We start from the raw sequence: 20,889 nt of genomic DNA, 5'->3' as shown, positions 1-20,889 counted from the left end.
CTAATTCCCGCGCTCCGCGCCGACGCACCAGGCGCCGTCTTTGGGACAGGCGCCGTCGGTCACCCGCCAGCCCTCCTGCGCACCCATCCGGCAGGGCGTGAGGAACGAACCCTGGCCGGCCTGGCGCAAGCGCTCCTGTTCGGCCCTGGCCGGCGCCAGCGCCTGGCAGCGGGCGCTACCGAGCAGCTTGCGCAACGACAGGCTCTGGTTCGACAACTCGTCGATTTCAAGCAGGCCGCCGCGCAGGTCGCGACGGTTGTTCAGCGCCAGGTAATGGCCGACGCCATCGTCGATCAGCCGCGGCTCGATGAGGAACAGCCGCACCGAGCGGCGCACGGTGTCCGCGGTAGTGCGGAACAGCGCGCCGAGATAGGGAATGTCGCCGAGCCAGGGTACCTTGCGCTGGCTCTGGCTCAGTTCGTCGCGGTAGATGCCGCCGATCAGCAGGCTCTGGCCATGGCCCACGCGGGCGATGGTATCGATCACCGTGCGGTTGATCGTGGGGATCTTGTCCAGGCCGGCGCTATTGGGTTTCTGGCTGCCGTCCTCGATGTGCAGGCTGAGGCTGATCTCCGGCGTATCGCCGAGAGTCACCACTCGCGGCGTCATTTTCAGCATGGTGCCGTAGGTGATCGCCTTCAGCTCGGCCACCCGCTCGCCCGTGACCCGCACATAGTAGGTTTCGCTCTGGTCGAGCACCGCCTGGGTATTCTCCTGGGTCAGCAGGGTCGGCCGGGATCCGATCTGCGCCTGTCCCTGGCTCTGCAACAGGGTGACCTTGGCCAGCAGGAAATCCAGCCCGCGACTGTCCACCAGGCTGCCGACCGCCCCGTTACCGGCGCCGCCGCCCTCCTCGCTATCCTGGCCGGTGGTGCGGATCTGGATCGACTTGTTGTTGCCCAGGCGAATCCCGGCGCTCCAGTCGACGCCCAGCTGGGCGAGGTTCTCGGCATTGATGTCGATGATCGACAAGCCGACCTCGATCCGCGCCGAGGGCCGGTCGAGGGCTTCGATCAGGCGGCGATACATGGGCAACCGGTCCTTGTGGTCGCGCACCACCACCGCGTTCAGCGACGGTTCCGCCTGGACCACCGCATGGCTCGATTGCGGTCCCGGGCGCAGCTTGCCCGGCTCGTCGCCCACCGCAACCACGTTGGCATCGCTGAGCACCCGCGAGAGGATGCTGGCGATGCCCGGCGCCTCGATCTCGTCGTCGCGGTACTCGATCTTGCGGTCCTCGGCGACCGCATAGCGCAGCGGGAAGATCTCCACGCTGAGGTCGCCGGTCTTTTCGCTGCGCAGGGTGTATTGCTGCTCCAGCACCTGGGCGGTCTGCTCGACCAGTTCGAGATAGCGCCCCGGACCGGACACGTGCACCAGCCGCCCGGAAGGGTCGGCACGCCAGCCGAAGCGCGGCTCCCAGATGCCGGCGGCGGTCAGCGCGCGCTTCAGCTCGGCCTCGCCGACCTGCTCCAGCCTCACCAGCCGCGATTGCATCTCGGTGGTCTTGAATACGTACAGCACGGTGCCGTCGTAGTACCAGCCGAGGTTGTAGAGGGAGGCCATCAACTGCAGGAAGGCCTGCGGGCTTTCCAGGTCGAAGCGACCGCTGACCTGGTCGTTGACCTTGTCGCTGACGATCACCGAGGCATCGTAGTTGGCGCCGAAGTTGGCCAGCACGTCGCGCAGGCTTTCGCCCTGCGCCACATAGTCGTAAGGCAGGCTGGGCCAGTCCAGCGGCTGCGCGCGCAAGACCGCGCCAGGCAGCAGCGCCAGCAGTCCGCCGATCAGCAGGCGGCGCATCAGGGACGCCACACCGGAGCCTGCGGCGGCAACCCGCGGGGCAGCGGTTCCAGCTCCGGCGCCAGCGCCTCGAGCAGCCCCACCTGGGCGGCCAGGGCCCGTTCGAGTCGCTCGGGATCGAGGCCGTCGAGGCCCAGCCGCGCCTGCAACAGCAGGCGCCCGTCCGCGTCCAGGACGATGGCCTGGGGATAGCGCCGGCTCCAACTGGCGACCCGCGACAACAGCGCCCGCAGCAACCCCAGCTGGTCGCGCTGCGGATCCAGGGGGGCGTGCTCCAGCGGGCTTTCCAGCAGCAGGTCGTCGCCCTGGCGCAGCAACAGGACGCTCTGTCCGTCGATGCGCAGGTGGTACGAACCCGTCCGATCGGCAACAAAGGGCCCTTGGCCCAGGCGAGTGGCCAATCCGCTCAACAGATGATCCATGATTCCTCGGTAGGGCCGGCTTTCGCCGGCCGCTCAGCTCTGCCAGTAGAAGTGATCCTGTGCCTGGCACAGGTTGCGTTCGTGCAGCCAGGCCTGGACGGCGTCCGCCGCGCCGACGTCGTCGTCCAGCCGGCAGAGAGGTTGCCAGAGGCATTCGAGGACCTCGGGGATCGGCTCGAAGCCGGCCAGCCCGCCGCTGGCGAGCAGCGTCGCCATGCCCCGCTGCCAGTTCGGCCAGGCGCTCTTCGCCAGTGCCGAAGCCGTCTCCAGCTTGCCGGCCAGTTCGGCCACCTGTTCCTGGGTGCGCGCCTGGCACTTGGCGACCCTGGCCAGTTCCTCGCGGGCCTGCTCCGGCTCCAGCTCGGCCACGCGGGACCAGAATTCGGACTTGACTCGCAGTTGCCGGGACTGGGTCTCCAGCTCCACCAGCGACAGGCGCCAGCCGGGGATCGCCTGGTCGAGCAGGCTTTCCCACCAGCCATAGACCGGCAGCAGGACCCAATCGATCATCGACTGCGGCACGGCGAGGTTGACCCGGTCGCCCAGTTCGGCGCACCAGCCGTCGTCGTCCTGCGCCGCGCAGAGGAGAATCTGCCGCACCTCTTCGCGCCCCAGCGCCAGGCCGCGCGCCAGGCGCTGCTGCAACCACTCGCAGCGGAACAGTTGCTCCAGCCGCAGGCGCGGCAGCATCCGCTGCAGCAACGCCAGTTGCCGCGCACTGATGATTCCGGACTCACGATACAAACTGCTCGATGCGTAACCCGGCACCCGACCCCGCGAGCGGGCGTCCGAGCCCACCACGGATACCCGCCTGCCAGCGAACACCGCTTCTCGGGAGTATTGCTTATCGTCTTCCTGCTCCATTCTCTGCCTTGGCTTCCTCACTACATTGCGCGCTCGTCAGAGCCTGCAATTTGGGCCGATTCTACTCATGCAGCCGCTACCGGGCTTTCAAAAAACGTCAGTTATTTTTAGCCCGGCATTCGTCCTTCCCCTGCCGCGAGCGGCTCGGTGTGCAGCCGAAACGGCGGCGATAGCTCTGGGTGAAATAGGACTGACTGGAAAAGCCCGCCTCCATGGCGATATCGACGATGCTCATGTCGCTGTTGAGCAGCAACTGATGGGCATAGAGGATTCTCCGCTCGCTGATCCAGGCGCGCGGCGAAACCCCATAGACACTGCCGAACAGCTCCTTGAAGGTGGTCAGCCCCATGCCGAACTCGCGGGAGAAGTCGGACAGCTTCCACTCGTTGAGGTAGTGCTTCTCCATGAATAGCTGCAGACGCTCGACATGCCGGTTGCTCAGTTGCCGCAGGACCGACATCAGCAGCGGCCCCTGCGGACTGAACGCGAAGAGCATCAGCAACTCCTCGATCTTCAGGCAGGCGAGCATCGGCGGATGCTCATGCACAAGCAATTCCTTCAACCCCTTGACGCAACCGGCCAGCAGAGGCGTGGCAGCGAACGCGATGATGCCCGGCACAGGCTCGTCGCAACGCTCGACTTCACTCAACAGCGCGCCGAAGCGCTGGACGAAGCCTTGTAGAAACTGGGCAGATAATGGAATCCAGAGTATTCGGCTGTCCTTTCCCTTGGTACTTACGACATAGCTTCCGCGGCGGACGAAAAGCAACTCGCCAGGCGCCAGGCAAAAAGTGGAATCGATGTCCTGGACGGTCAGTTCGCCCTCGAGCAGAACATATACGCCCTCTTCCTTGTTTACCCTGTATTCGAAAGTTGGAATGTTCCAATGACAAGACGTTATCTGCTTTCGGCCAAGAGATTTGGCTCCTTGCATATTATAAGAACCCCAACACTTCCCGTCGTACCTTGAATGCCCCGCCGAGCGGAGAGGCATGAATACGCTCCGTTTTATTGATTTTCAAAGCCATGAGCACGGAGTCGATTTTATAATAATCAGGATTATCCGACGTGCGCTGATTCGCAGAGCGAGTCGGCTTCCGCCAATTAATCCAGCCTTCTTTAGAAGCGGAACAAAAGTACCAGTTTTATTATTCGAGGCCTTCCCTGAAAACGAACGAGACTTGCACTTCTTTAATCTCCATACGCACTTTCCGAAACAGCAGGCAATGTATCAATCGTTGCCAGATCTTTCTTCCGGGCGAGCGGCCGTACAATTCGGAGAACAGTCGCGCCGAACCAGCCGGACCCGCTCATCGACGCCCGCCGCCACCTGTTGCCAGGCACTCGCCTGGACCGCCGCGACGCCCACCCAGGAAAGCTCGGTACGCAGGTACAATGCCTCGCCCTCCAACCTGTCGACCTCCAGATCGAAGGCATAGCGCAACGGCAACCCGGACACCCGGTAGCGCCGCTCGGCAATCGTTTGCATCCTTCCCTGAACGACGGCATACAGGCGCAGCCTGAGTTGCGCCTGGCGCGCCTGCAGGGAAACGCCGCCCACCGAACCACCCACCGTCACCTTCGGCGACATCGGCGCGGGCTGGCTGACGCAACCGCCGAGCAGCAACGCCAGCGGCAACAGCATCCAGCACCTCACCTGCGCCGGACCGTGCGCGCCTCCAGCGGCGTGCCGTCACCGTCGGCGAGACGCTGCAAGGCCTGCTCACTACGCGGATCGCCAGCCACGTTGCGCGCCAGCCAGCGCGCCAGCCCGGCCACGCTGGAACGGTCCTCGCCGCGAACGGCCGCGCGGGTCACCGAACGCCCCTCGAAATGCCCCACCGCCTCGGTTCCAGCGTCTTGGGACGGCTGCACCAGCGAAATCGATTCGATTTTCATGGGACCGCTCAAACCCTCATGCCGACCGCAGCGACCGCCTCGCGATCACCGTCGCACGGCAGCAGGCGCTGCCAGAACTCGGCGTGATCGAGCAGGTTGGCCAGGGTCGCCTCGAAGCATTCGAGGGTCAGTTGCGCTGCGAGAATCTGCGCATACAACTGGACCTTGCCGGTCAGCTCGTCGAAGCCGAAATGCAGATCGAAACGGTGCCAATGGCGGTTGAAGCTGGCGAGCTGGCGAAAGATCCCCTCGCCCAGCACATCGATGCCCGCCACATCGGCCTCCAGCAACAGACGCTCGCGCTCGGCGAGCAGCAACAGGGTGACGCCCACCTGTTCGTCGAACAGCAGGCTCGCCATGCCCTCCTCGTCGAGGGACAGGGAAGGCAAACCGATACGGCCTGCGAACTCGGCAAGCAGTCGGTTGACCTTGCTCGTTAAATCCATGGGGGCGCCTCCTAAAGCTCAGCGCATGCTAGCACCGGGCTATGCATCGCTTTTGTCACTGAGAGACTTTTCTTTTAAGAAAAAAGCCACATCGCTGTGGCCTTTTCCTCCCGCGCGGAGACGGCTCAGACCACTCCGGCCGCCGCACGCCAGGCCTGGTTATGGCTCTGGGTGTACTGCTGGATGAGCTGCAGGACGTCCTTCATGAAGCCGGCATCGAAGCTCATCTGGTCCTCGACCTTCTGCTTCTGGCTCTGCCCGATGGTGGCGTTGACCTCTCCTTCCCGGGCGCTCGCCTGCGACTCGCCCTGGCGCACCTGGACCGAGGCGTTGGCCATCTGGACGAAGGACTGGATCACCGTGTTGGCCACCTGCAGGGCGCCGTTGCGGCTCTCGAAGGCACGGCCCGCCGCACGCAACGCCACACTGTCCTGCACCTGGTCCGCCGCCCAGACCTTGCCGACGATCTTGCGATCCTCGTCGGAGGTCTTGCCAAGCGCCTGCATCTTCGCGTCGATCAGTTCGTTGCGCCCATCGATGTTCTTCTGCAGGGTCTTCTCCTGACTGATGGCCTTGCCGTTCTTCAACGCGCCGAGGCTGCCGACCACCGCCGAGGCCAATGCGCCGACGCCAGCGATCACCGCCATGGCGATCATCAGCGTGGCGCCGCTGCGCATCTCGTCCACCTGCGCCTTCTGCGCGTGGATGATCGACTGGTTCTCGTTGTCGCGCTGGAGCACGCCCAGCTCGCGCGCTTTCTGCGCGATGCGGAAGAGAATCAGCAGAAGCTCGACGCTGCTGTCCAGCTCGCTGCCGGCCGCTTCCATGCGCACCGGGTCGAGCACCTGGCGCGGAGCGTTCAGTTCGACCCGGTCGGTCCGCGCGGCCGGCACCTGCGGCAGGTCCGCAGCCGCTTGCGGCGTGCCGACGGAACGCCCGGCGGCGCCGGGAGCGATCGGCTCGGAGGGGATCGCGGCCTGGGTAGCCGCCAGGGAATATTGCGTGTCGATCATGTGACGTCTCCTCAGATCGCTGCCGGTCGGCTGGACAGGTTGTGCAGGGTTTCACCCTTGGCCTGGAGCATGGCGAAGATCCGCTCCATGATTTCCTGGAATGCTTCCAGCATGCGGCTCAGCTCTTCCTTCAGGCGCTCGATCACGCCCTGCAGGGTGGTCAGGTCGGCACGCGATTCCTGCACGTCGGCCTGGCGGTTCGCGGCCTTCGCCTGGAATCCCGAATGAGTGGCCTGGGCCGCGCCGTTGGCGACGTCCAGGGTCAGGTCGGAAACCTGCACGCCGAGTTTCAGCGAGTGCGACAGCGATTGGCCGGCCAAACTGCCGAACTTGCCGCCCAGGTCGGCGACCTTGCTCGCCAGGCTGGCGGTCATCTCGGCCGCCTTGCCGCCGATCTTCGCTCCCAGTCTGGCCAGCCCGCCGACCGCTGAGCCGCCGAAGCTGACCACCGCCGCCAGCAGCGCGACGGCGATCTCGATACCCATCAGTGCCGGGCCGAGCTTTTCCATCACTTCCTTGCTGATCAATCCGTCCGCGGCTGCCTGCTGTACCGACTGGGAGACCACTCCCATGACACCGCCCGCGATCATCAGTGCACCCGCGGCCGCGCCGACGCCGGTTGCCACCATGATTGCGCCGACGATGATCGAAGCTATTGCACTGATCCAACCAAAGATTTTGGCTGCCAGACCGGACTTCTGGGCTTCTTTCGCGGCTTCTTCCGATTCCCTGATCTTCTGCTGGTTGTCCTCCATTTTCTGCAGGTTCTGCTTTCGCGCCTGCTCGATTTCGGTCAGCTTGAGTTTCTTCTGCTGGTTCTCGACTTCGCCGGTGATTTTCGCCAGCTCGATCTCGAACGCCTGCGGCGACATCAGGCCGGCGGACAACAGCGTCGAAGCGCCGGCCAGCACAACCTGCCGCGCCAGTCCGACATCCTCGCCCACTGCTTGCACCAGGCTGGCGATCTCCGCACGATTGGCGACCTCCAGGCGCTGCTGGCTGGCTGCGGACGGCGGCGTCAGCGCCACCCCCGTGCCGCTCGCGGAAGCCGCGGCCGGCGCCGCCAGGCGCTCCACCCGCAGACTCTCGACATCCCTCGCGACCGGCCTGCCGAGCGCCGGGATATCCCCGGCGTCGGCCACCCCGTAGGGCAGTCCGGCGCGCTCAAGCGTTATCGGATTCATATATTCGATCCTTTCTCGCGGTTACGGCTTCCAACATGGCGCCGGCACGCGCGGCCAGGGCCTCGTGCGCCGGCTGTGCCGCGGCCAGGGCCCGGGCCGAGTAGAAGCCACTCTCGGCTCCGTCGAGATCACCCAGTTGCAGATGGCACTCGGCGGCATGGAAGGGAAAGCGCGGCTCGTTGATGTCCATCAGCGCGCCGTAGCTGTAGCTCTGCAGGGCCTGCTCATAGAGACCGAGGGACTGGCGGCAGGCGCCCAGGCCGAGAAAGTAGCGGGCGTCGTAGTGGTCGAGCATGCACAGTGCCTGGAAGATCTTCTGCGCGTCGTCCCACTTGCCCGCCTGGTACTGGTTGAAGCCCAGCGCATAGAGCTGCTCCAGGGTGTCCTCGCTGAGTCCGCGAAGCATCGCCAGGGTGCCGCCGTCGCGCAGGAAGGCCTCCAGCGCCTGTTGCTGGTCGGTGTCGGAAGGGGTCGCTTGCTGGTTCATGGATACCTCTAGATCGCGCTGAGAATGTCGCGCAGGACGCTGTCGTATTTCTGAATGAAGCGGTTGAGCGCCTCGACCGCCGAGTTGTAGCGGGAGCTGGTGTCGTTGAGCAGGGTGGTCTTCTCGTTGACCTTGTCGTTCAGCGGACGCGAGCGGTCGCTCACCGTGGTGGCGAAATTGCCGACCGGGTTGTTGTCCTTCTCGAAGGGGTACTCATCGCTGAGGCCCTTGAGTTCCCCGCTCTGCTTCGGCGAGCCGCTGAGAAAATCCTTGATCGACAGCTTGCCGCTGAAGGTATCCAGATTGCTCAGCAGCGCATACTCGGGGCTGTCCTTCCACCTGGGATCGCCGACGGCATAGCCATATAGCGTGGGGTCGACCAGATCGATACCGCCAGCGTCGATCCTGATGCCCTGCTTGGCCGACAGCGCGGCGTTGATCTGCGACTGGATCACGCTGTAGACCTTCAACTCCGCGGTCAGCGCCTTGAGCTCGTCGAGCAGCGCCTTGCGCTTGCCGTCCTGGGTCTGCAGGACATCCTTGTAGACACCGATGACATCCTCGTCGAGACGCCCGTGCAGGCTGAAATAGGCCGACACCAGGAACTCGCGCAGATCCCACTGCGCACCGGGCTGCCGACGTGCCTGCAGGACTTCGCGGAGTACCTCGAGGCCCTGCCCCGGAGGCGCGGACGGATTGGCCGCGAGCAACCAGGCGAGCGCCTTGAGCACTTGCGCCTCGCTCAGCGGCTGGCCGGCGTGGGCCAGCACGATCCGCTCGCTGCGCAACAGGGCCAGCAGTTCCTCCTGCTCGGCACTGGCAGGCGCCGCCGACGCGGCCAGGAGCTCGTCCAGGAACAGCTCGCGAGCGGCATTAAGGTTTCTGACTTCCATCGTGATTCCTCAGATCAACAAGCCACGCATCGGCGTCGGACGCCGCGGCCGGGTACCCTGCTCGCCCTGCGTCGGCTGGGAACTGCGCATGCGCCGCAGTTCGGCCAGCAGCTCCTCTTCGGCGGCTCGCGCCAGCTCTCGCTCCGGCGCCTGGAACAGCAGCTCGCCGGCGTCCGCGGCAAGCCCCAGGCCTTGCCACATTTCCGCCAGCAGGCGGCCGCGTTCCTCGCTGTCGCGAATCGCCAGTTCGGCGGCCTGGACGGTCGCCCGCAGGGTGTCTTCGGTGTATTCGTTCATGTCGTCCATGGTAGGGATCGACGTTGCCGGAGCCTGTCAGGCACGGTCGGGTTTTTGTCGTTTTCGCAGGCTTCGCTGCGTCACCACCCGCCCGGCCTCCAGCTCGAACCAGCCGTCGGCGGGCTCGGCGGCGCCGGTCCAGCGGCGATAGAAGCGCGCCATGCGCTCGCCAGGCAGTGGGCTGCCGGCCAGCGCCAGGACCTTGCCGTAGAGACGCTGGCGCGGCCCCAGCGTATCGAGCGTGGCCTCCGCCAGCAGGTACAGCGCGGCGAATGGATTGGCCAATCCGCTGCGCGCCTGCCGCCGACGCAACATCACGATCCAGACCCGCTCGCCGTCGCAGCGCCAGGCCAGTTCGCAGCCATGGGCCAGGACCTGCCAGCCGAGCGCGATCGAGGTGTCGCGCAGGCAATGCGGACGCACCGCCAGGCCGCGGGCGAGAAACCAGGGAATCAGCGGATCGGCGCTCACAACACGATCCTGCCAAGCGGCTGGATGTTGATCTGCTGGGTCAGCTCCTGGTAGGACAGCACCGGCAGCCCGGCATAGTCGCTCTCCACCAACTTGCGCACGTAGCGGCGGATATCCATGGAAACGATCAGCACCGGCCGGTTCTGCATCTGCGCGAGATCGCCGACGGTCTGCCGCACGCGCTCGAGGAAGGCCTGGGTTATCGCCGGGTCGAGGGCCAGGTAGCTGCCGGCGCTGGTCTGGCGGATGCCACCGCGGATCTGCTCCTCCACCGCCTGGTCCAGCAGATAAGCGGGAAGGATATTGTTGCCGCTGGAGTACTTGTAGCAGATGTAGCGCTTGAGGCTGCTGCGGATGTACTCGGTGAGCTGCACCACGTCCTTCTCCTTCTGCCCCCACTCCACCATCGCCTCGAGGATCGCCCGCATGTTGCGGATCGAGATGTCCTCGCCGACCAGGCGCTGGAGAATCTCGGTCATCCGCTGCAGGGGAACGATCCGCTGCGCCTCCTTCACCAGCTCGCCGTAACCCTGCTCCATCTGCTCCAGCAGGTAGCGCGTCTCCTGGATGCCGATGAAATCCTCGGCGTACTCCCGCAGCACATGGGACAGGTGCCAGGTGAGCACCTGCTCCAGGCCCAGGCAGGCACAGCCGGAACGCTCCAGGCGATCCTGGTGCGCCTGCTCCACCCAGCTCGCCTCTTCTCCCGGCACCTGCAGCTCTGCCGGCTCGTGGGGGACCGCGAGCAGTTCCAGCTGCGCGGCGCGTTCGCGCACCAGCAACCAGCCCGGCCGCAGGCATCCGCGCGCGACCGGGACCTCCTGTAGCTGCACCAGGTATTCGCCATCGCCCATCGCTTCGTTGAAGCGCAAGTGGATACCCGGGAACGGCACGCCGAAATCCAGGTACAGCGCGCGTCGTACCCGCACCAGCTCCTCGTTCAGCGACATCGCCTCGAGACGTTCCTGGAGGCTGGCATCGACGTCGATCAGCAACGGCACGGTGAGGGCGAATTCTTCCTGCTCGGCGAGACGCCCGGCCTTCGGCTTGCCGCCGCCAGCCTTGCCACGCGCCTTGGCCGATGGCGCTCCGGCGCCCTGCGCGAGCAACGCCGGCAGGTCGCGGGAACCGGCGCTGGCCTGGGCCCGCTGGCGCCAGAGCATGAAGTAGCCGCCGCCACCAACCAGCAGCGCGAGAGCCAGGAAGGTCAGGGTCGGGAAACCGGGAATCAGGCCGAACAGTACCAGCAACAGGCCGCCGATCAGCAGCGCCTTGGGCTGCGCCACCACCTGTTCGCCGATGTCGCTGCCGAGGTCCGCCGACTCGTCGGAAGACACCCGGGTGACGATGATCCCGGCGGTGATGGCGATCAGCAACGCCGGCACCTGCGAGACCATGCCATCGCCGACGGTCAGCACCGCGTACAGTTGCAGCGCGTCGGCGGTGCTCAGGCCCTTCTGCGTGACGCCGATGGCGATGCCGCCGAGGATGTTGACGACGATGATGATCAGCCCGGCGATGGCGTCGCCCTTGACGAACTTCATCGCGCCGTCCATGGAGCCGAACATCTGGCTTTCCTTTTCGATCACCGCGCGCCGCGCCCGCGCCTCGTTGACATCGATCACGCCGGCACGCATGTCGCCGTCGATGCTCATCTGCTTGCCCGGCATGGCATCCAGGGAAAAGCGCGCGCTGACCTCGGCGACCCGCTCGGCACCCTTGGTGATCACCAGGAACTGCACGATGGTGATGATCAGGAAGATGATGATGCCCACCACCAGGTTGCCGCCGACCACGAAGCTGCCGAAGGTGTTGACGATCTGCCCCGCGTCGGCCTGCAGCAGGATCATCCGCGTGGTGCTCACCGACAGCGCCAGGCGGAACAGCGTGGTGATCAGCAGCACCGCCGGGAACACCGAGAACTGCAACGGCGAGCCGATGTACACCGACATCATCAGCAGGACCACGGAGATGGTGATGTTGACGGCGATGAGGATGTCCAGCAGCAGCGGTGGCAGCGGCAGCACCATCATGAACACCACCGCCAGCAGCAACACCACCAGCAGGATGTCCTTGCGCTCGCCGACCCGGCCGAGAAGCCCGCTCAGGTCGTTCATTCCCGCGCCTCCAGCTCCAGCGCCCGGGCGTGCGCGGCACGCGCCGCGTCGAGACGCCCGGCGAGCTGTTCGGCACGGCTCAGGCAACGCCACAGACCGGGCTCCTCCTCGCCATCCTCCTGCAACTGCCGGCACAGGCGCACGGCGGGCTCGCCGAGGCCTTGCTGGAGCAACGCCAGGAGCAAGGCGCGGCGCCCGTCGCGGCGCTCCGGCGCAACGCTCAGCAAGGCCTCCAGCAACACCTGGGCGCGTCGCGGCTGCCCGCATTGCAGGTGCAACCAGCCCAGCATCAGCAACAGGCGCTGTTGCGTCGGTTTCAACGTCATCGATTCATACCTTGTGCAACAGGTTCAGGGCCATTTGCAGCAGTCGCTCGTCTTCATCGCGCTCGCCGAGCAGGCAGGCCGCGGCCTGCAGGGCCGGCTGGCGGGGCAGCGTGAGGGCCAGGCGGAGATCGCGCAGCGCCTGGCGGAAGTCGCCGGGGCGCAGCAGGCCGTGGAACTCCAGCTGGGGCCGGGCGTAGTCGAACAGGCGCTGTTGCGCCTGCTGCGCGGGATACAGGCTGGCGACGTGGGTCTCCACCGGCCGGCCGTCGGGCGCCAGCAGATGGCGCTCCGGCAGGGGCGGCGCGAACGGCTCGGCATGCGCCAGGTCGAGTCGTTCGATGCCGATGTGCCAGGCACCGACCCGGCTCATGCGGCGAGCACTTCGCTGCGCGCCGAGCGCAGCGCCTGCAAGGCCTGGTGCAGCGTCGGGATGCCGACCTGCCGGGCTTCCAGGGTGATGCACAGCAGCAGGCGCGATTCGCCGCTCCAGGCGCAACGCAGCGGCAGGCTCCCGGCCGCGCGCGCATGGCACAGGCGCAACGCCCGCAGGGTGCCGCGATAGGCCTGGTGCCAGGCCAGGTCACAGGCCAGCCAGAGCGACAACTGTTCGCCATGGCGTTCCAGCTGCAAGGTGCCGCTGTCCTCGAAATCCAGTTGCACCACGCGCGCCAGCGGCGCCGGTACGCTCACCCGCAGGTCCTGGCAGAACTGCGCGACGGCCAGCTCAACCCAGTCCATGCTGCTGCTCCTCTTCGCGCTCGATCGCCAGGTCGAGTGCCATCTGGCAGGCATTCAAAAGATTCTGGCGCTGCTCGTCGTCGCCGAACACTTCGACCGGCAACAGGCGGTAGAGACGCTTCAGTTCGCGGAAGAAATGGATCTGCCGGGCGACGTCGGCCAGCGGCAACGGCTCGAGCAACGCCTGCACCTCGGCGACGCCGACCCAGCGCTTCTCGAGCAAGGCGATGACTGCGCCGGTCAATTCAGAAGGCCCGTATGCCATGGCCCCGCTCCCCCGTCACCAGCACCTGCCAGAGCGCCCCCACCTGCTCCGCCAGGCCGCCGAGCACGCGCAGCTTGTGCATGTCGCTCATGACCCGCTCCAGCTTCACCGGATCGAGCCGGCTCGACTGACTGTCCAGGTCGGCGCTCAGGGCTTTCTGCAGGAAGGCCACGACCCGCTCCAGCGGCGTCGCGGCGAAGCGCGCCTGGATGTCCTGCCAGGCCGCCGACAGGCCCCGGTAGTCGAGTACCGCGTCACGGTAGGTATCGCGCAGCGCCTGGATATCGCCGACACCGGCGGCGGAAGCCTCGGCGGCCAGCGGCTCGATGCGCAGGCCGAGTTCGATCTCCAGGCCCTGCTCGTCGGCCATCCGCAGCAACGCCTGGTCGACCAGCGCCAGCATCGCCCGCGCCTCCGGCCGCCCGGCCAGGACGTCGCGCGCCCGCGACAGCGCCAGGAAGCGCTGGCTGATCTCGCTGGAGAAGCCCTCCAGGTAAGCGCTGAGCTGCGCCAGGCTGCTCAGTTGACCGCTGCCCAGGTGGGCGATCAGCGCCTCGAGCTTCTGCTGGCTTTCCAGGTCCGGAATGCGCTTCCAGTACTCCTGCAGCATGGCCTGGACTTCGCTCAGGCGCGCATGGGCGTCGCTCAGGCGGCGCTTGGCCAGGGATTTCTCGGCGCGCTCGGAAAAGGCGAAGGTCAGCTCTTCCGCGGCATCGGCCAGCGACTGCGAAACGGAAACGTAGTGGACGCGCTCGCCCTGGAAGCTGCCGCCGACCTGCTGCGCGGGGGCGTTGGCCGCTTCCCGCGGCGCGAGGGGCGCGGCGGAGGAACTCTGGAGGATGTCCATCGTGGCTGTGGTTCCTGGTCTGCAAAGGCGGCGCAGTATAGGAACCGGTCCGGTACCGCCGATGCCAATATCGGCCGGTTTTTTTTAGCCGCGGCGGCAACCGATTTCTAAAAACTCCCGGCTGGCACTGAAATTCGTCGCGCGAGGCTTTCTCTATAGTGCGCGCCGACTCCAGCCGAACCGACCCGCCATGCCCGCGCTTCTCTCTCCTCTCATCGTCCGGATGCGCCACGCCATCGAAGGCTGCCGGCCGATCCAGATCCGCGGGCGGGTCACCCAGGTCACTGGAACCCTGCTCAAGGCCGTGGTGCCCGGCGTGCGCATCGGCGAACTCTGCCAGTTGCGCAATCCCGACCAGAGCCTGGCGCTGCTCGCCGAGGTCATCGGCTTCCAGCAGCACCAGGCGCTGCTCACCCCGCTCGGCGAGATGCTCGGGGTTTCCTCCAACACCGAAGTCAGCCCTACCGGCGGCATGCATCGCGTGGCGGTTGGCGAGCACCTGCTCGGGCAGGTGCTGGACGGCCTCGGCCGCCCCTTCGACGGCAGCCCGCCGGCCGAGCCGGCGGCCTGGTATCCGGTCTACCGGGATGCTCCGCCGCCGATGAGCCGGCGCCTGATAGAGCGGCCGCTATCGCTGGGTGTGCGCGCCATCGACGGCCTGCTGACCTGCGGCGAAGGCCAGCGCATGGGCATTTTCGCTGCCGCCGGCGGCGGCAAGAGCACCCTGCTGGCCAGCCTGGTGCGCAATGCCGAGGTGGATGTGACGGTACTCGCCCTGGTCGGCGAACGCGGTCGCGAAGTCCGCGAGTTCATCGAAAGCGACCTCGGCGAACAGGGGCTGCGCCGCTCGGTGCTGGTGGTCGCCACCTCCGACCGACCGGCGATGGAGCGCGCCAAGGCCGGTTTCGTCGCCACCAGCATCGCCGAGTATTTCCGCGATCAGGGTCGCCGCGTCCTGCTGCTGATGGACTCGCTGACCCGCTTCGCCAGGGCCCAGCGCGAAATCGGCCTGGCGGCCGGTGAACCGCCCACCCGCCGCGGCTACCCGCCCTCGGTGTTCGCCGCGCTGCCACGCCTGATGGAGCGTGCCGGGCAATCCGAGCGGGGCTCGATCACCGCGCTCTACACCGTACTGGTGGAAGGCGACGACATGAGCGAGCCGGTGGCCGACGAGACCCGCTCGATTCTCGACGGGCACATCGTGCTGTCGCGCAAGCTGGCCGCCGCCAACCACTATCCGGCCATCGACGTGCTGCACTCGGTGAGCCGGGTCATGAACCAGATCGTCGACGACGATCAGCGCCATGCGGCCGGACGCTTGCGCGAATGGCTGGCGAAGTACGAGGAAGTCGAGTTGCTGCTGAAGATCGGCGAATACCAGAAAGGCCAGGACAGTGAAGCCGACCGGGCCATCGAGAAGATCGGGGCGATCCGCCAGTGGCTGCGCCAGGGTACCCACGAAACCAGCGATTACGCACAGGCCTGCGCGCAGTTGCGGAGCCTCTGCGCATGAGCCTGGCGCTGCTGTTGCGCGTCCGACGCCTGCGCCTGGACCGGGCCGAGCGCGCCCAGGGCCGCCAATTGCTACGGGTTCGCGCCGCGGCGCAGGAACACACCGAGCGCCAGGCGGCGCAACGGGACTACCGCGACTGGCGACTGGCCGAAGAGCAACGGCTGTTTCTCGCCTGCCAGGCGGCCATGCTCGACCGCCGGCGCCTGGAAGCCTGGCAGCAGCAGGTAGGGCTGCTGCGGGAAAAGGAAGCCGGCCTGGAACAGGACTGCGCCGAGGCCGCGCAGCGCCTCGAAGGGGAGCGCGAGCGCCTGCGGCAGTGCCGGCGAGAGCTGCTGGAACGCCAGCGGCAACTGGAGAAGTTCGCCGAACTGGAGCGCCACGTCGACGCCGAGCGCCAGGGGCTGCGCGAACGCAGCGAGGAAGGCGAACTGGAAGAATTCACCCGCCACGAGACCTGGCCATGCTCAAGCTGAACGCCGTGGATACGGCTCCGCTCGTGTCGTCCGACACCCTTGCCCCCCTTCCGCCGCTGCGCGCGCAGCAGATCGCCTTCGAACAGGCCCTGCCCGCGCACCGACCGCCGGCGCCCAGGCCACCGTTCGACAAGGGCGACGAAACGACGGAGACCGCCGCGACAGCCGACGCGCCGACCTCGACGCCTCTCGCCGACCAGCCCGCGGCGCCTGCCGCCGACCGGCCGCCGACCATTCGGCAGCCCCCCATGCCAGTTGCCGCGGACGCAACGCCAACGCCAACGCCAACGCCAACGCCAACGCCAACGCCAACGCCAACGCCAACGCCAACGCCAACGCCAACAGTGTCGCCGTCCGGATCGGTAGCACGGCAAGCGCCGGCAGTCACCGCGCGCGTCGCGGCGTCCACGCAAGGCCGGGAGCCGGCCAGCGCTTCGGCGCCTCCGGTCGACGAACCGCCGCTGGTGCCGGTGTCCTCCCACCCGCAAATCGCAGGTCGGACGCATGAGCGGCCACAGCCCGGCCCCGGCTTCCCGGCGAAAACCGCTGCCGAGGTCGCGCCCACGGCGCAGGCCAGTGTCCAGGCTTCGCCGCCCGCGCCGACAGCGGGCGGCGAAGGCCACGGAGAGGAGCGTCGGCAACCCGGAGAAACCGATCCATCCGCACAGCCCCCCGACGACCAAGCGCCTATGCCACTGCCCGCCATGCAAACCCCCGGCGACCGCCTGCTGGCACGCCTGCTGGCATCGAGCGGGAGCCGGCCACTGCCGCTGGCCGATCTCGCGCGCCTGCTCGATGCCGTGCAGGGGCGCATCCAGGTCGCCAGCGCAGCCGAAAGCCATGCGGCGCGCCTGCAGGTGCGACTGCCCCAGCTCGGCGCCGTGGAGGTGCAGGTCCTGCATGGCCATGGCCAGTTGCAGGTCGAGATCAGTGCCAGCCCCGGCAGCCTGGCGTTTCTCCAGCAAGCCCGTGGCGAGTTGCTCGAACGCCTGCAACGGCTGCATCCGGAACAACCGGTGCAACTCACCTTCAACCAGCAGCAGGACAGCGGCCAGCGCTCGCGGCAACGTCGCTACCTGCATGAAGAGTGGCAAGCCGAATGAACGGTACGGACCTCGACCTGCCGCTCGCCAGCCGCGCCGAACTGGATCTCCAGCGACGTCTCGCGCGTTGCCGTCGCCACTATGCCGGCAACGCTTTGCAAGCGCGCCTGGACATCGCCCAGGCCGCCCCCGACGTCGATCTCGAACTGAGCCTGGCGTGGGACGGCCTGCCCCTGCGCTTTCTCTGCCAGGCTCCGGCGCTCGCCCACTGGCTCGCGCCGAACCTGCAGGAGGCAGCCTTCGCCAGCCTGCCGGCGGCCCTGCAACTGGCCTTGCTGGAGCGCGAAGGCAACGTCTTTCCCGGCCTGGTCTGGTACGGCCTGAGCCCGGCGCAACCACGCGCTGCGATGGGCCTGCGTTTGAGCCTGGAACGCGACGACCAGCGCCTGGCGCTCTGGCTCGACGGCGATCCCGCGACGCTGCTGGCACGCCTGCCGCCGCGCCCCTCGGCGCAACGCCTGGCCATACCGCTGCGCCTGTCGCTGCAATGGCCCGGCCTGCCGCTGGACGCCAGCGAGCTGCGCACCCTGGAGCCCGGCGACCTGTTGCTGCTGCCTGCCGGTCATCGCCCCGACGCAGCGCTGCTGGGGGTTCTCGAAGGACGCCCCTGGGCGCGCTGCCAACTCCACTCCACGCAACTGGAACTGCTCGACATGCACGACACCCCCTCCCTCGCCGACGGCGAGGACCTGCACGAACTCGACCAACTGCCGATCCCGGTCAGCTTCGAGGTCGGCCGCCGCACCCTGGACCTGCATACCCTCTCCACCCTGCAGCCAGGCTCGCTGCTCGATCTCGACAGTGCCCTGGACGGCGAAGTGCGCATCCTCGCCAACCAGCGCTGCCTCGGTATCGGCGAACTGGTCAGGCTCCAGGATCGGCTCGGGGTGCGCGTAACCCGCCTGTTCGGACACGACGAAGCATGATCCAGTTGCCCGACGAGCTCGGCCTGATCCTCGGCCTGGCCCTGCTCGCGCTGGTCCCGTTCATCGCGGTGATGGCGACCTCCTTCATCAAGATGACCGTGGTCTTCTCGCTGCTGCGCAACGCCCTGGGCGTCCAGCAGATTCCGCCGAACATGGCGATGTACGGGCTGGCGATCATCCTCAGCCTGTACGTGATGGCACCGGTCGGCTTCGCCACCCGCGACTACCTGCGCAACCACGACGTCAGCCTGAGCGACTCGGCATCGGTGGAACGCTTTCTCGACGAGGGCATGGCGCCCTACCGGAACTTCCTCAAGCGGCAGATCCAGGAGCGCGAACACACCTTCTTCATGGAAAGCACCCGCCAGGTCTGGCCCAGCGAATACGCCGAGCGGCTCGACCCGGACAGCCTGCTGATCCTGCTGCCGGCCTTCACAGTCAGCGAACTGACCCGTGCGTTCGAGATCGGCTTCCTGATCTACCTGCCCTTCATCGCCATCGACCTGATCATCTCCAACATCCTCCTGGCGATGGGCATGATGATGGTGTCGCCGATGACCATTTCCCTGCCGTTCAAGCTGCTCCTGTTCGTCCTCCTCGACGGCTGGGCGCGGCTGACCCACGGCCTGGTCATCAGCTACGGAGGCTGACCATGAGCAGCGCCGACATCCTCCACTTCACCAACCAGACCCTGTGGCTGGTGCTGGTCCTGTCGCTGCCGCCGGTACTGGTCGCGGCCCTGATCGGCACCCTGGTATCGCTGGTCCAGGCGCTCACCCAGATCCAGGAGCAGACCCTCGGCTTCGTCGCCAAGCTGGTGGCCGTGGTGGTGGTACTGTTCGCCACCAGCGGCTGGCTGGGCGGCGAGCTGTACCGTTTCGCCGAAATGACCCTGCTGAAGGTGCCGCTGGTGCGATGAGCGTCCAGGACCTGCAGCAACTGCTGCTGACCTACAGCCTGCTGCTGCCGCGGATCATCAGTTGCTTCGTGGTCCTGCCGGTGCTGGCCAAGCAGACCCTGGGCGGCGGCCTGGTGCGCAACGGCGTGGCCTGTTCGCTGGCGCTGTTCGCCTACCCGATCGTCGCCGGCAGCCTGCCGCCGGCCCTCGGCGCGCTGGACATCGCCCTGCTGATCGGCAAGGAAGTGCTGCTCGGCCTGCTCATCGGCTTCGTCGCCACCATTCCCTTCTGGGCCATGGAAGCGACCGGCTTCATCATCGACAACCAGCGTGGCGCGGCACTCGCCTCGACCTTCAACCCCAGCCTGGGCAGCCAGACCAGCCCCACCGGGCTGTTGCTGACGCAGACGCTGATCACCCTGTTCTTCTCCGGCGGCGCCTTCCTCGCGCTGGTCGGCTCGCTGTTCAGGAGCTATGCCAGTTGGCCGGTGAGCAGTTTCTTCCCGCAGCTCGGCAGCCAATGGGTGGCATTCTTCTACGCGCAATTCTCGCAGATGCTGATGCTCTGCGCGCTGTTCGCCGCGCCGCTGCTGATCGCCATGTTCCTCGCCGAGTTCGGTCTGGCGCTGGTCAGCCGCTTCGCCCCGTCGCTGAACGTGTTCATCCTCGCCATGCCGATCAAGAGCCTGGTGGCCAGCCTGCTGCTGGTGCTCTACCTGGGCATCCTCATGGAGCACGCCTACGATGCCCTGCTGCTCGCCGTCGACCCGCTGCGCCTGCTGCGTCCCGTGCTGGAGACGCCATGAGCGCCGAGAAGACCGAGCAGCCCACGGCGAAGAAGCTGCGCGACGCCCGCCGGCAAGGCCAGGTGGTGAAGAGCAAGGAAATTGTCTCCAGCGCGTTGATCCTGTCGCTGGTGGCGCTGCTGATGGGCTTTTCCGACTACTACCTGGAGCATCTCGGCAAGCTGCTCCTGCTGCCCGCCGAGTACATCGACCTGCCGTTTCGCCAGGCGCTGGAGACCATCCTGGAGAACCTTCTCCAGGAGCTCCTCTACCTGCTGGCGCCGGTCCTGCTGGTCGCGGCGCTGGTGGTGGTGCTCAGCCATGTCGGCCAGTACGGTTTCCTGCTCAGCCTCGACAGCGTCAAGCCGGACCTGAAGAAGATCAACCCGGTGGAGGGCGCGAAGAAGATCTTCTCGATCCGGAGCCTGGTGGAGTTCCTCAAGTCGACCCTGAAGGTCGCCCTGCTCTCCCTGCTGGTCTGGCTGACCTTGCAGGGCAACCTGGCCAGCCTCCTGCGGATTCCCGCCTGCGGGCTGGACTGCGTGGCACCGGTGAGCGGGCTGATGCTCAGGCAACTGATGCTGGTCTGCGCGGTCGGCTTCCTGGCGATTGCCGTCGCCGACTACGCCTTCGAACGCCACCAGCACTACAAGCAGTTGCGCATGAGCAAGGACGAAGTGAAGCGCGAGTACAAGGAGATGGAGGGCAGCCCGGAGATCAAGAGCAAGCGCCGGCAATTCCATCAGGAACTGCAATCGAGCAACCTGCGCGCGGATGTTCGGCGTTCCTCGGTGATCGTCGCCAACCCGACCCACGTCGCCATCGGCATACGCTATCGACGCGGCGAAACACCCCTGCCGCTGGTCACCTTGAAGCACACCGACGCCCTGGCCCTGCGGGTCCGGCGCATCGCCGAGGAAGAAGGAATCCCGGTGCTGCAACGAGTTCCGCTGGCACGGGCGCTGCTGCGCGACGGCAATGTCGACCAGTACATACCGGCGGACCTGATCCAGGCCACCGCCGAAGTCCTGCGCTGGCTGGAAAGCCAGCAGACGGATACGCCCTGATCGCTATCGGGCAGGGCAGCCGCCGCGGCACCGGCGACGAAAGACGCTGCGA

Annotated in this window: 27 protein-coding genes; 8 read left to right on the top strand and 19 right to left on the bottom strand. The window is 66.7% G+C overall.

Going from position 1 to position 20,889, the window contains the following annotated elements:
• From pscC to popN, 19 genes are all read right to left on the bottom strand, one after another.
• Positions 1-1,803, bottom strand: a complete 1,803-nt coding sequence (gene pscC, locus HMPREF1224_RS39300) for a SctC family type III secretion system outer membrane ring subunit PscC (RefSeq protein ID WP_003109511.1) — start codon at positions 1,801-1,803, stop codon at positions 1-3.
• Positions 1,803-2,225 carry a YscB family type III secretion system chaperone PscB gene (gene pscB / locus HMPREF1224_RS39295; protein WP_003100754.1) on the bottom strand — a complete coding sequence of 141 codons (423 nt, stop codon included), beginning with the start codon at positions 2,223-2,225 and terminating at the stop codon, positions 1,803-1,805. Before pscB ends, pscC begins: the two co-directional genes overlap by 1 nt.
• Positions 2,226-2,258: 33 nt before the next feature.
• On the bottom strand, positions 2,259-3,089 hold the full coding sequence (gene exsD, locus HMPREF1224_RS39290) for a T3SS regulon anti-activator ExsD (protein ID WP_003124833.1): 831 nt from the start codon (positions 3,087-3,089) through the stop codon (positions 2,259-2,261).
• Positions 3,090-3,186: 97 nt separating this feature from the next.
• Positions 3,187-4,023 carry a T3SS regulon transcriptional activator ExsA gene (gene exsA, locus HMPREF1224_RS39285; protein ID WP_003120334.1) on the bottom strand — a complete coding sequence of 279 codons (837 nt, stop codon included), beginning with the start codon at positions 4,021-4,023 and terminating at the stop codon, positions 3,187-3,189.
• Positions 4,024-4,320: 297 nt separating this feature from the next.
• Positions 4,321-4,734, bottom strand: coding sequence for a YscW family type III secretion system pilotin ExsB (gene exsB / locus HMPREF1224_RS39280; RefSeq protein ID WP_010794028.1), 414 nt, complete (start codon positions 4,732-4,734; stop codon positions 4,321-4,323).
• Between the two features lie 8 nt (positions 4,735-4,742).
• Positions 4,743-4,988: a T3SS regulon translocated regulator ExsE gene (gene exsE, locus HMPREF1224_RS39275; RefSeq protein ID WP_010794027.1), complete on the bottom strand. Its 246-nt coding sequence runs from the start codon at positions 4,986-4,988 to the stop codon at positions 4,743-4,745.
• Positions 4,989-4,996: 8 nt separating this feature from the next.
• Positions 4,997-5,434, bottom strand: a complete 438-nt coding sequence (gene exsC, locus HMPREF1224_RS39270; protein ID WP_010794026.1) for a type III secretion system regulatory chaperone ExsC — start codon at positions 5,432-5,434, stop codon at positions 4,997-4,999.
• A gap of 125 nt (positions 5,435-5,559) precedes the next feature.
• Entirely contained in the window at positions 5,560-6,447 is an 888-nt protein-coding gene (popD, locus tag HMPREF1224_RS39265) for a type III secretion system translocon subunit PopD (protein WP_010794025.1), read from the bottom strand.
• A gap of 11 nt (positions 6,448-6,458) precedes the next feature.
• Positions 6,459-7,631, bottom strand: a complete 1,173-nt coding sequence (gene popB / locus HMPREF1224_RS39260; RefSeq protein ID WP_004342870.1) for a type III secretion system translocon subunit PopB — start codon at positions 7,629-7,631, stop codon at positions 6,459-6,461.
• The gene (gene pcrH / locus HMPREF1224_RS39255) at positions 7,612-8,118 is read right to left on the bottom strand and encodes a SycD/LcrH family type III secretion system chaperone PcrH (RefSeq protein WP_003120337.1); all 507 of its coding nucleotides are present in this window, start codon (positions 8,116-8,118) and stop codon (positions 7,612-7,614) included. The genes popB and pcrH overlap by 20 nt, the downstream gene beginning before the upstream one ends.
• An 8-nt stretch (positions 8,119-8,126) precedes the next feature.
• Positions 8,127-9,011: a type III secretion system needle tip protein PcrV gene (gene pcrV / locus HMPREF1224_RS39250; protein WP_003100789.1), complete on the bottom strand. Its 885-nt coding sequence runs from the start codon at positions 9,009-9,011 to the stop codon at positions 8,127-8,129.
• Between the two features lie 9 nt (positions 9,012-9,020).
• On the bottom strand, positions 9,021-9,317 hold the full coding sequence (gene pcrG / locus HMPREF1224_RS39245; RefSeq protein WP_003120339.1) for an LcrG family type III secretion system chaperone PcrG: 297 nt from the start codon (positions 9,315-9,317) through the stop codon (positions 9,021-9,023).
• Between the two features lie 27 nt (positions 9,318-9,344).
• Entirely contained in the window at positions 9,345-9,779 is a 435-nt protein-coding gene (gene pcrR, locus HMPREF1224_RS39240) for an LcrR family type III secretion system chaperone PcrR (protein WP_003100791.1), read from the bottom strand.
• On the bottom strand, positions 9,776-11,896 hold the full coding sequence (gene pcrD, locus HMPREF1224_RS39235) for a SctV family type III secretion system export apparatus subunit PcrD (RefSeq protein WP_003100792.1): 2,121 nt from the start codon (positions 11,894-11,896) through the stop codon (positions 9,776-9,778). The genes pcrR and pcrD overlap by 4 nt, the downstream gene beginning before the upstream one ends.
• Positions 11,893-12,222 (bottom strand): type III secretion system chaperone PscY, encoded by a 330-nt coding sequence (gene pscY / locus HMPREF1224_RS39230; RefSeq protein WP_003113547.1) that lies wholly within the window; start codon positions 12,220-12,222, stop codon positions 11,893-11,895. Before pscY ends, pcrD begins: the two co-directional genes overlap by 4 nt.
• A gap of 4 nt (positions 12,223-12,226) precedes the next feature.
• Positions 12,227-12,592, bottom strand: a complete 366-nt coding sequence (gene pscX, locus HMPREF1224_RS39225) for a type III secretion system protein PscX (protein ID WP_003100794.1) — start codon at positions 12,590-12,592, stop codon at positions 12,227-12,229.
• A complete protein-coding gene (gene sycN / locus HMPREF1224_RS39220; RefSeq protein WP_003087694.1) occupies positions 12,589-12,960 on the bottom strand; it encodes a type III secretion chaperone SycN in 372 nt (123 codons plus the stop codon). Before sycN ends, pscX begins: the two co-directional genes overlap by 4 nt.
• Positions 12,947-13,225 (bottom strand): Acr1 family type III secretion system gatekeeper subunit Pcr1, encoded by a 279-nt coding sequence (gene pcr1, locus HMPREF1224_RS39215; RefSeq protein ID WP_003087693.1) that lies wholly within the window; start codon positions 13,223-13,225, stop codon positions 12,947-12,949. Before pcr1 ends, sycN begins: the two co-directional genes overlap by 14 nt.
• On the bottom strand, positions 13,206-14,072 hold the full coding sequence (gene popN / locus HMPREF1224_RS39210; RefSeq protein ID WP_010794024.1) for a SctW family type III secretion system gatekeeper subunit PopN: 867 nt from the start codon (positions 14,070-14,072) through the stop codon (positions 13,206-13,208). Before popN ends, pcr1 begins: the two co-directional genes overlap by 20 nt.
• A 190-nt stretch (positions 14,073-14,262) precedes the next feature.
• Here popN and pscN point away from each other — a divergent pair, with 190 nt between their 5' ends.
• Genes pscN through pscU form a run of 8 tightly spaced genes read left to right on the top strand, consistent with a single transcriptional unit; the run spans position 14,263 to position 20,837 of the window.
• On the top strand, positions 14,263-15,585 hold the full coding sequence (pscN, locus tag HMPREF1224_RS39205; RefSeq protein ID WP_010794023.1) for a SctN family type III secretion system ATPase PscN: 1,323 nt from the start codon (positions 14,263-14,265) through the stop codon (positions 15,583-15,585).
• Positions 15,582-16,058: a type III secretion system central stalk protein PscO gene (pscO, locus tag HMPREF1224_RS39200; RefSeq protein WP_003087688.1), complete on the top strand. Its 477-nt coding sequence runs from the start codon at positions 15,582-15,584 to the stop codon at positions 16,056-16,058. The genes pscN and pscO overlap by 4 nt, the downstream gene beginning before the upstream one ends.
• A complete protein-coding gene (pscP, locus tag HMPREF1224_RS44825; protein WP_079278718.1) occupies positions 16,046-17,161 on the top strand; it encodes a type III secretion system needle length determinant PscP in 1,116 nt (371 codons plus the stop codon). The genes pscO and pscP overlap by 13 nt, the downstream gene beginning before the upstream one ends.
• On the top strand, positions 17,158-18,087 hold the full coding sequence (gene pscQ, locus HMPREF1224_RS39190; RefSeq protein ID WP_003120343.1) for a SctQ family type III secretion system cytoplasmic ring protein PscQ: 930 nt from the start codon (positions 17,158-17,160) through the stop codon (positions 18,085-18,087). Before pscP ends, pscQ begins: the two co-directional genes overlap by 4 nt.
• Positions 18,084-18,737: a SctR family type III secretion system export apparatus subunit PscR gene (gene pscR / locus HMPREF1224_RS39185; RefSeq protein WP_003087674.1), complete on the top strand. Its 654-nt coding sequence runs from the start codon at positions 18,084-18,086 to the stop codon at positions 18,735-18,737. The genes pscQ and pscR overlap by 4 nt, the downstream gene beginning before the upstream one ends.
• Positions 18,738-18,739: 2 nt before the next feature.
• Positions 18,740-19,006: a SctS family type III secretion system export apparatus subunit PscS gene (pscS, locus tag HMPREF1224_RS39180; protein ID WP_003087672.1), complete on the top strand. Its 267-nt coding sequence runs from the start codon at positions 18,740-18,742 to the stop codon at positions 19,004-19,006.
• Positions 19,003-19,791: a SctT family type III secretion system export apparatus subunit PscT gene (gene pscT, locus HMPREF1224_RS39175; protein ID WP_003114621.1), complete on the top strand. Its 789-nt coding sequence runs from the start codon at positions 19,003-19,005 to the stop codon at positions 19,789-19,791. The genes pscS and pscT overlap by 4 nt, the downstream gene beginning before the upstream one ends.
• Positions 19,788-20,837, top strand: coding sequence for a SctU family type III secretion system export apparatus subunit PscU (pscU, locus tag HMPREF1224_RS39170; protein WP_003144783.1), 1,050 nt, complete (start codon positions 19,788-19,790; stop codon positions 20,835-20,837). Before pscT ends, pscU begins: the two co-directional genes overlap by 4 nt.
• Positions 20,838-20,889: the final 52 nt, after the last annotated feature.

This window comes from Pseudomonas sp. P179, from assembly GCF_000478485.2.
GTDB lineage: Bacteria > Pseudomonadota > Gammaproteobacteria > Pseudomonadales > Pseudomonadaceae > Pseudomonas > Pseudomonas aeruginosa.
The sequence above is the reverse complement of the archived record's forward strand: the minus strand, read 5'-3'. Positions and strand labels throughout refer to the sequence as shown.